Source organism: Pseudomonas sp. A125 (assembly GCF_055409485.1).
The window spans coordinates 1-6778 of the sequence record NZ_JBUZVP010000064.1; the positions used below are offsets into that span (position 1 = coordinate 1).

General features: G+C 62.3%; 5 protein-coding genes. 4 read left to right on the plus strand and 1 reads right to left on the minus strand.

Going from position 1 to position 6778, the window contains the following annotated elements; genetic code table 11:
• Positions 1-98 precede the first annotated feature (98 nt).
• Positions 99-1451, minus strand: a complete 1353-nt coding sequence (locus ACZRN6_RS36165) for a tetratricopeptide repeat protein (RefSeq protein WP_464009949.1) — start codon at positions 1449-1451, stop codon at positions 99-101.
• Between the two features lie 235 nt (positions 1452-1686).
• Between ACZRN6_RS36165 and ACZRN6_RS36170 the strand changes: the two genes are divergently transcribed.
• Genes ACZRN6_RS36170 through ACZRN6_RS36185 form a run of 4 tightly spaced genes read left to right on the plus strand, consistent with a single transcriptional unit; the run spans position 1687 to position 6648 of the window.
• The gene (locus ACZRN6_RS36170) at positions 1687-3270 is read left to right on the plus strand and encodes an ABC transporter substrate-binding protein (RefSeq protein ID WP_322146044.1); all 1584 of its coding nucleotides are present in this window, start codon (positions 1687-1689) and stop codon (positions 3268-3270) included.
• Positions 3267-4244 (plus strand): ABC transporter permease, encoded by a 978-nt coding sequence (locus ACZRN6_RS36175; protein WP_464009950.1) that lies wholly within the window; start codon positions 3267-3269, stop codon positions 4242-4244. The genes ACZRN6_RS36170 and ACZRN6_RS36175 overlap by 4 nt, the downstream gene beginning before the upstream one ends.
• On the plus strand, positions 4244-5071 hold the full coding sequence (locus tag ACZRN6_RS36180) for an ABC transporter permease (protein WP_322146042.1): 828 nt from the start codon (positions 4244-4246) through the stop codon (positions 5069-5071). The genes ACZRN6_RS36175 and ACZRN6_RS36180 overlap by 1 nt, the downstream gene beginning before the upstream one ends.
• A complete protein-coding gene (locus ACZRN6_RS36185) occupies positions 5068-6648 on the plus strand; it encodes a dipeptide ABC transporter ATP-binding protein (protein ID WP_464009951.1) in 1581 nt (526 codons plus the stop codon). The genes ACZRN6_RS36180 and ACZRN6_RS36185 overlap by 4 nt, the downstream gene beginning before the upstream one ends.
• Positions 6649-6778 lie beyond the last annotated feature (130 nt).

A 6778-nucleotide genomic window follows, 5' to 3' on the forward strand; every position in this document is an offset into this window, starting at 1 on the left:
TAAGCGAGGTGCCGAGTGGTGGGGCAAGAGCGTTTTGCTTACTTTTGCGCTGTTCAAAAGTGAGCCGCTGTAAGAGCGGAACCCATATCAGCCATCACCTAAATAACGGATATACCCCCAATCCGCGCCCGCGCCCGTAGCGCCTGCTCAGGCAACCCCAAAGCCTCATACACCACCACCAAAGCCCGATTCGTAGGCACATCCAGCCCGTCATACCGTCGGCGCAATTCCAGCGTTTGCTGCGCCCCGAGCCAATCCCCAACCCGCAACCGCGCATCCAGTTCCACCTGTGCAAACAAATCCCGCTGGGCATGACTGCCGCCAATCTCGTTCAACCGTGGCAGCGCAATCCCCAACTGCTCCAGCGCCCGCTGTGCATCCCCCCGGGCGTGCGCCAACAACCCCTCTGCCAGCGGCAAGCTGACTTCCCCCCACACTGGCCGCGCATCAAGGCTGTGGCGCCGCAACGCCGCCAGCAACTGATCCGCCTCAGGCTTGCCCGCCCGGGCCAACCCATACAAATACTGCACACTCAAAAACGGCTGCACCGCATCCGCAACCCGCCGCTGCAGGTAAGGCGCCAACGCCTGCCAGCGCTCACCCACATCAATTGAGGCCAATTCCAGGCGCGCCAGCAACGATACCGCCCCCACCTGGTCCTGCGAGTACTCCGGCAGGATCCCCCACACATGCCGGTCATAAATCTCCAGCACCCGCTGGTCCTCACCACGGGCCAGATAAAACAACGCCAGGTGCCACCAGTTATGGGTGTACATAAACGAGTTCAACCCGTCCCAGTGATGCTTCACGCCCTCCAGAAACCCGATACCTTCCTCGATGCGCCCCTGCGTCAGCATCACATGGGCCAGCGCGTGATGCGCCCATGGCTCCGACGCCTGCAAACGCAAGGCCTTTCGTGCGCTGGCTTCGGCTTCTTCCAGCAGGTGACACTGCTCATAAGCAAACGCCAGCAAGCCGTGACTGTGGGCGATATCCGGCGCACCCGCCGTGGCCTTGAGGCCGATGCGCAGCAGCGCCGGCCAGTTACCCCGGTTGAACTCCAGGTACTGGTTGAGCTTGGCGGCAAACAAGTCTCGTGGATAACGGTCCAGCAGGTATTCACTGAGGCGCAGCGCCTCATCCAGCTCATCGCGGATCCAGGCCTGCAGCAACTCCAGATACAGCAGCGACCGGGGATGTTGCGAGTTAACCGCAGCCGCGCGCCGGCGGTATTTCTCGGCCAGTGCGGGGCCTTCGGGCGACTCGATAAACATCAACAGCAAGCCGGTAAACCCGTTGGCCAGCGCGGAGTCCGGGTCGGCATCGGCCGCCGCGAGAATGCCTTCGGCACGGGGCTGATAGCCGAGGAAACCACCGACGAAGTCATCCAGGCCCTGACGGGTGGCGGGGTTGAGGGTATCGATGGGATTGCCCAGGTAATCCAGTGACATGCGGTTCACGCTCGTGGGTTCAGAGGACGTTACAGGGGCAAACCTTGTGCCAGCCAGCAAGGCCTTGTGTTTACAGCAGGCGGGCCGCGAGCCGCTGTTGCTTTTTGCACACTCGGCCTGGCCACTGTGGTTTTTTCATCACTGCCATGGCCCACGCGCACCGCAAATCCCAGCCCCTCCGCCCATGGCACAGCCCTTGCTAAATCCCTGACAAAACCTTAGCCAAGGAATCTCCATGCGCCCTTTATCCTTTCGCCGTGTCCTCTCATACCTGGGACTTGGCGCCGTGCTGCTGGCCGGCACCGCTCAGGCGCAACCCCATGACGGCGGCGTGCTGAACCTGGTGGCCCAACCCGAGCCGCCGTCGCTGATGCACGGGGTGGTCAGCCACGTGTCCACCCAGTACGTCAGCGGCAAGATCCTCCAGGGCCTGCTGACCTTCGACACCGACCTCAAGCCCAAACCGGTGTTGGCCAAGTCCTGGACCGTCTCCCCGGATGGCCTGACCTACACTTTCGATTTGCAGGACGGCGTTCGCTGGCACGACGGCCACGCCTTCACCGCCGATGACGTGGTGTTCAGCTTCCAGACCTTCTACCCCGAAGTGGACAAGCGCCTGGGCGGGGTCTTCACCGAATACGTCGCGAGCATCACGGCCAAGGGCCCGCTGCAAGTGGTCTTCCAGCTCAAGAAACCCTTCGCACCGCTGCTCTCTGCCTTGGGCAGCGGGCTGCGTCCCGTCGTGCCCAGGCACCTCTACGAGAACACCGACTTTCGCAACAACCCCTACAACCTCAAGCCCGTCGGCACCGGCCCGTTCGTGTTTGTGGAGTGGAAGCGCGGCGCCTATATCAAGCTCGCGAAGAACCCGGACTACTGGAAAAAAGGCCTGCCACATCTGGACGGCATCATCTTCCACGTGATCCCGGATGGATCTTCCCGCGCGGCCGCCTTCGAACGTGATGACGTGCAAGTACTGCGCAGCGGGGATGCCGACTATTCCGACCTCAAGCGCCTGACCGCCTTGCCAAACGTGCAGTCTTCGGAAAAAGGCTGGGAGCTGTACTCCGGCCTGGCCTTCCTGCAGATCAACACGCGCAAGCCGCCGCTGAACAATCCCAAGGTGCGCCAGGCGATCCTGTATGCGCTGAACCGCCAGTTCATTGTCGACAACATTTTCTTTGGCTCGGGCAAGGTCGCGCCGGGTCAGTTCGTGTCCACCTCGCCGTACCACGACCCGCAATTGCCGCAGTACACCTACGACGTGAAAAAGGCCAAGGCATTGATTGCCGAGTCCGGCGTGGACGTGGGCGCGGTGCGGATCCGCCTGCTCAACGGTGAGAAGGGCGGCGCCTGGGAGCGCCTGGCCGAGTACACCAAGCAAGCCCTGCAACCGCTGGGCTTCAAGGTGCAAGTGGTCACCTCCGACGCAGCCACCTGGTTCCAGCGTGTCAGCGACTGGGACTTCGACCTGACCTATAACTTCATCTTCCAGATCGGCGACCCCTACCTGACCAACGCTTACCTGTACCGCTCCGACTACATCCTCAAGACCTCGCCGTTCGCCAACGTCAGCGGCTATAACAGCCCCGAGGCCGATGCGCTATGGACCCAAGTCGCCAATACCCCGGAAGGCCCGGAGCGCACCAAACTCTACAGCCAGTTGGAAAGCGTGCTGAACACCGACCTGCCGATCGCGCCGATCTTCGAAATGCGCTACCCGACGCTGTTCCACAAAGAGGTGAAAAACCTGCTGCAAACCGCCACCAGCCTTAACGAAGACTACGAAAGCGTCTACCTCGAGGCGCCTGCGCCATGAACGGGCTGCGGTATTTCAGCGGCCGTCTGGTCAAGGCGCTGTTGATGATTGTGGCGGTGCTGGTGCTGGGCTTTTTGCTGGTCCGCCTGGCGCCGGGCGACCCGGCGCTGCTGTTGGCCGGTGAGGCGGGCGTGGACGACGTGCAGTTCATCGAACACCTGCGCCAGACTATGGGCCTGGACAAGCCCCTGCTGACGCAGCTGCTGATCTACCTGGGCAATATTGCCCATCTGGACCTGGGCTATTCCTATCGCAACCAGACCTCGGTGTGGTCGCTGATTGCCGAGCGCTTGCCGGCGACCTTGGCCCTGATGGGCTCGGCATTTTTGCTGTCATCGGTACTGGGCGTCACCCTCGGTACGCTGGCCGCACGGGCCCGGCAGAAACGTCATTGGCTCGACGGCGTGATCTCCCACGGCGCGTTGCTGTTGTACGCGATGCCGCCGTTCTGGCTGGCGATGCTGCTGATCCTGCTGTTCTCCGTCAGCCTCGATTGGTTGCCGGCGTTCGGCATGGAGACGGTGGCGCGGGACTTTTCCCTGGTCGACCGGCTCAAGCATCTACTGTTGCCGTGCGTGTCGTTGAGCGTGCTGTTCCTTGCCCTGTATATCCACCTGACCCGCGCCGCGGTGCTCGATGCCCTCGGCCAGGAATACGTGCGCACGGCCCACGCCAAGGGCCTGCACCCGAGGCGGATTCTGTATGTGCACGTGCTGCGCAATGCGCTGTTGCCGGTGGTCACGTTTGCCGGTTTGCAATTGGGCCAGTTGGCCAGCGGCGCGCTGCTGGTGGAGGTGGTGTATTCCTGGCCGGGGATTGGCCGTTTGATGTACGACTCGCTGGCCCAGAGGGATTACGGCGTGTTGATGGGTGGTTTTCTGGTGATCTCGATTCTGGTGGTGGGTTTTAACGTGCTGACCGATGTGATCTGTCGTTTCCTCGACCCGCGTATCGGTGCAGGAGTGCAAGGTTGATGCAGGTTCTTCGACGTTTTGTGCGTCAGCCGTCGGCGTTGACAGGTGCGTTGTTTTTGTTGCTGCTGACGTTGTTGGCGATCGCCGCACCCTGGCTCACCAGCAGTTCGCCGTGGGAAATGAACAGCCAGCCGATGCTCGCGCCGTTCCACGATTCGGCCCATTGGCTGGGCAGTGACCTGCTTGGTCGCGACCTCGCCATCGGTCTACTGTACGGCGCGCGGGTGTCCCTGGCGGTGGGGGCCCTGGCCAGCCTGGCGACCTTGGTGGTCGGCCTGCTGGTGGGGGCCCTCGCGGGCTATTTCGGTGGCTGGCTCGACGGCATGCTGATGCGCGTTGCTGAGTTCTTCCAGATCATTCCACAGCTGGTGCTGGCGGTGATTCTGGTGGCGATCCTTGAGCCTTCGTTGTTCTCTATCGTGCTGGCAATCGCACTCGTGGCCTGGCCGGCGGTGGCGCGGTTGGTGCGCAGTGAATTCCTGACCTTGCGCCAGCGCGAGTTCGTACAGGCCGCGCGGGTGCTGGGGCAGTCACCGCTGGGGATCATCACCCAGCAAATCCTGCCCAATGCCCTGGCGCCGTTACTGGTGACCATGACCTTTGTGATGGCCACGGCGATCCTCACCGAAGCGGCGCTGGCATTTCTCGGCTTGAGCGACCCGGAGGCCATGAGCTGGGGCTACATGATCAACGCCTCCCGTGGCTTGCTGCGGGATGCCTGGTGGATGAGCTTTCTGCCGGGGCTGGCGATTGTGCTGTGCGTGCTGGCGGTGAATCGGGTGGGCGAAGGCTTGCGTGTGGCCTTTGAGCCAGGGAGGTCGGTATGACGTTGTTGAGTGTTGAGCATTTGCGTATCGCCTTGCCGGCCGGTGCAGACCGCAGCCATGCGCTGTATGACCTGTCACTGCAACTGAACAGTGGCGAATGCCTGTGTGTGGTGGGCGAATCGGGCTCCGGCAAGTCGATGCTGGCCAAGGCTTTGTTGCGCCAGTTGCCGGACCCGCTGACGGTGGAAAGTGGACGCTTGGTGTTTCGTGACGAAGACCTGGCGACGCACAGCGAAGAGGCCATGCGCCAACTGCGCGGGCGCGATATCAGCATGGTGTTCCAGGAGCCCATGAGCGCGCTCAATCCGTTGCTGCGCGTGGGCGAACAGATCGACGAAACCCTGCGCGCCCATGGCGTGGCATCGGGGCGCGTGCGGCGTCAGCGGGTGGTGGATTTGCTCGGTTATGTCGGCTTGCCTGAGCCGGCGCGGCTGCGCCTGGCTTATCCGTTTGAACTGTCGGGTGGGCAGCGCCAGCGGGTGGTGATCGCCATGGCCCTGGCGTTTGATCCGGCGTTGTTGATTGCCGATGAACCGACCTCGGCGCTGGATGTGACCACCCAGGCGCAGATCCTCGACTTGCTGCGCAAGATCCAGCGGGACAAGGGCATGGCGCTGTTGTTTATCACCCACGATTTTGCCGTGGTCGAGGCGATTGCCGACCGGGTGTTGGTATTGGAAAAGGGCCGGGTAGTGGAGCAGGGCACGGCGCAGGCGGTATTGCGTGTACCCCGGGAAAGCTACACTCGGAAGTTGCTTGCGGCGGTGTCGGCGCAACCGCTGATGCCGCGTACGCGAGTGGTTGGCCCGGTGGTCCTGAAGGCACAGGCGTTGGGCAAGGTGTTCAGCAGCCGCAGTGGCTGGTGGGGGCGGCGCACCACGGTGGCGTTGGACGCGGTTCAGTTGCAATTGCGTGAGGGTGAGACGTTGGGGATTGTGGGGGAGTCGGGCTCGGGCAAGTCGACCTTGGGCCGCTGCCTGGTGCGTTTGTTGCGTGCGGACAGCGGGCAGGTCGAGTGGTTGGGACGGGAGGTGGCGGGGTTGTCTGAAGGGCAATTGCGGCCATTGCGTCGTGATGTGCAGATGATTTTCCAGGATCCGTTTGCTTCGCTTAATCCGCGGCAGACGGTGGGGCAGATGATTATGACCGGGCCTTTGGTGCACGGAGTTTCCAAGGCTGATGCTGAACGGCGGGCCAGGGAGTTGCTGGGGTTGGTGGGGTTGCCGGCGACGGCGTTTGAGCGGTTTGCGCATGAGTTTTCGGGTGGGCAACGGCAGCGCATAGGTATCGCTCGGGCGTTGGCGGTGGAGCCTAAGGTGTTAATCGCCGATGAGTGTGTGTCGGCGCTTGATGCGTTGATTCAGGTGCAGATTCTGGAGCTGCTGGAGTCGCTGCAGTGGCGGTTGAAGTTGAGCATTGTGTTTATTACTCATGATTTGCGGGTGGCTGCGCGGTTGTGTGACCGGATTGCGGTGATGCGTCAGGGGCGGGTGGTGGAGCAGGGGGAGACGGCGGCGCTTTTTGCTGATGCGCGGCATCCGTATACGCGGGAGTTGTTGATGGCTGAGGCGATCTGACTTGGGGGGGTATATCCGTTATTTGGGTCATGGCTGATATGGGTTCCGCTCTTACAGCGGGTCACTTTTGAAAAGCGCAAAAGTAACCAAAACGCTCTGCCCCGCCTGTCGGCACCTCGCTTAGGCTCGG

Excerpts from the sequence above, each read along its gene's own strand:
- ACZRN6_RS36165 (WP_464009949.1), bottom strand. The coding sequence starts at position 1,451 with ATGTCACTGGATTACCTGGGCAATCCCATCGATACCCTCAACCCCGCC.
- ACZRN6_RS36185 (WP_464009951.1), top strand. The coding sequence starts at position 5,068 with ATGACGTTGTTGAGTGTTGAGCATTTGCGTATCGCCTTGCCGGCCGGT.
- ACZRN6_RS36175 (WP_464009950.1), top strand. The coding sequence starts at position 3,267 with ATGAACGGGCTGCGGTATTTCAGCGGCCGTCTGGTCAAGGCGCTGTTG.
- ACZRN6_RS36170 (WP_322146044.1), top strand. The coding sequence starts at position 1,687 with ATGCGCCCTTTATCCTTTCGCCGTGTCCTCTCATACCTGGGACTTGGC.
- ACZRN6_RS36180 (WP_322146042.1), top strand. The coding sequence starts at position 4,244 with ATGCAGGTTCTTCGACGTTTTGTGCGTCAGCCGTCGGCGTTGACAGGT.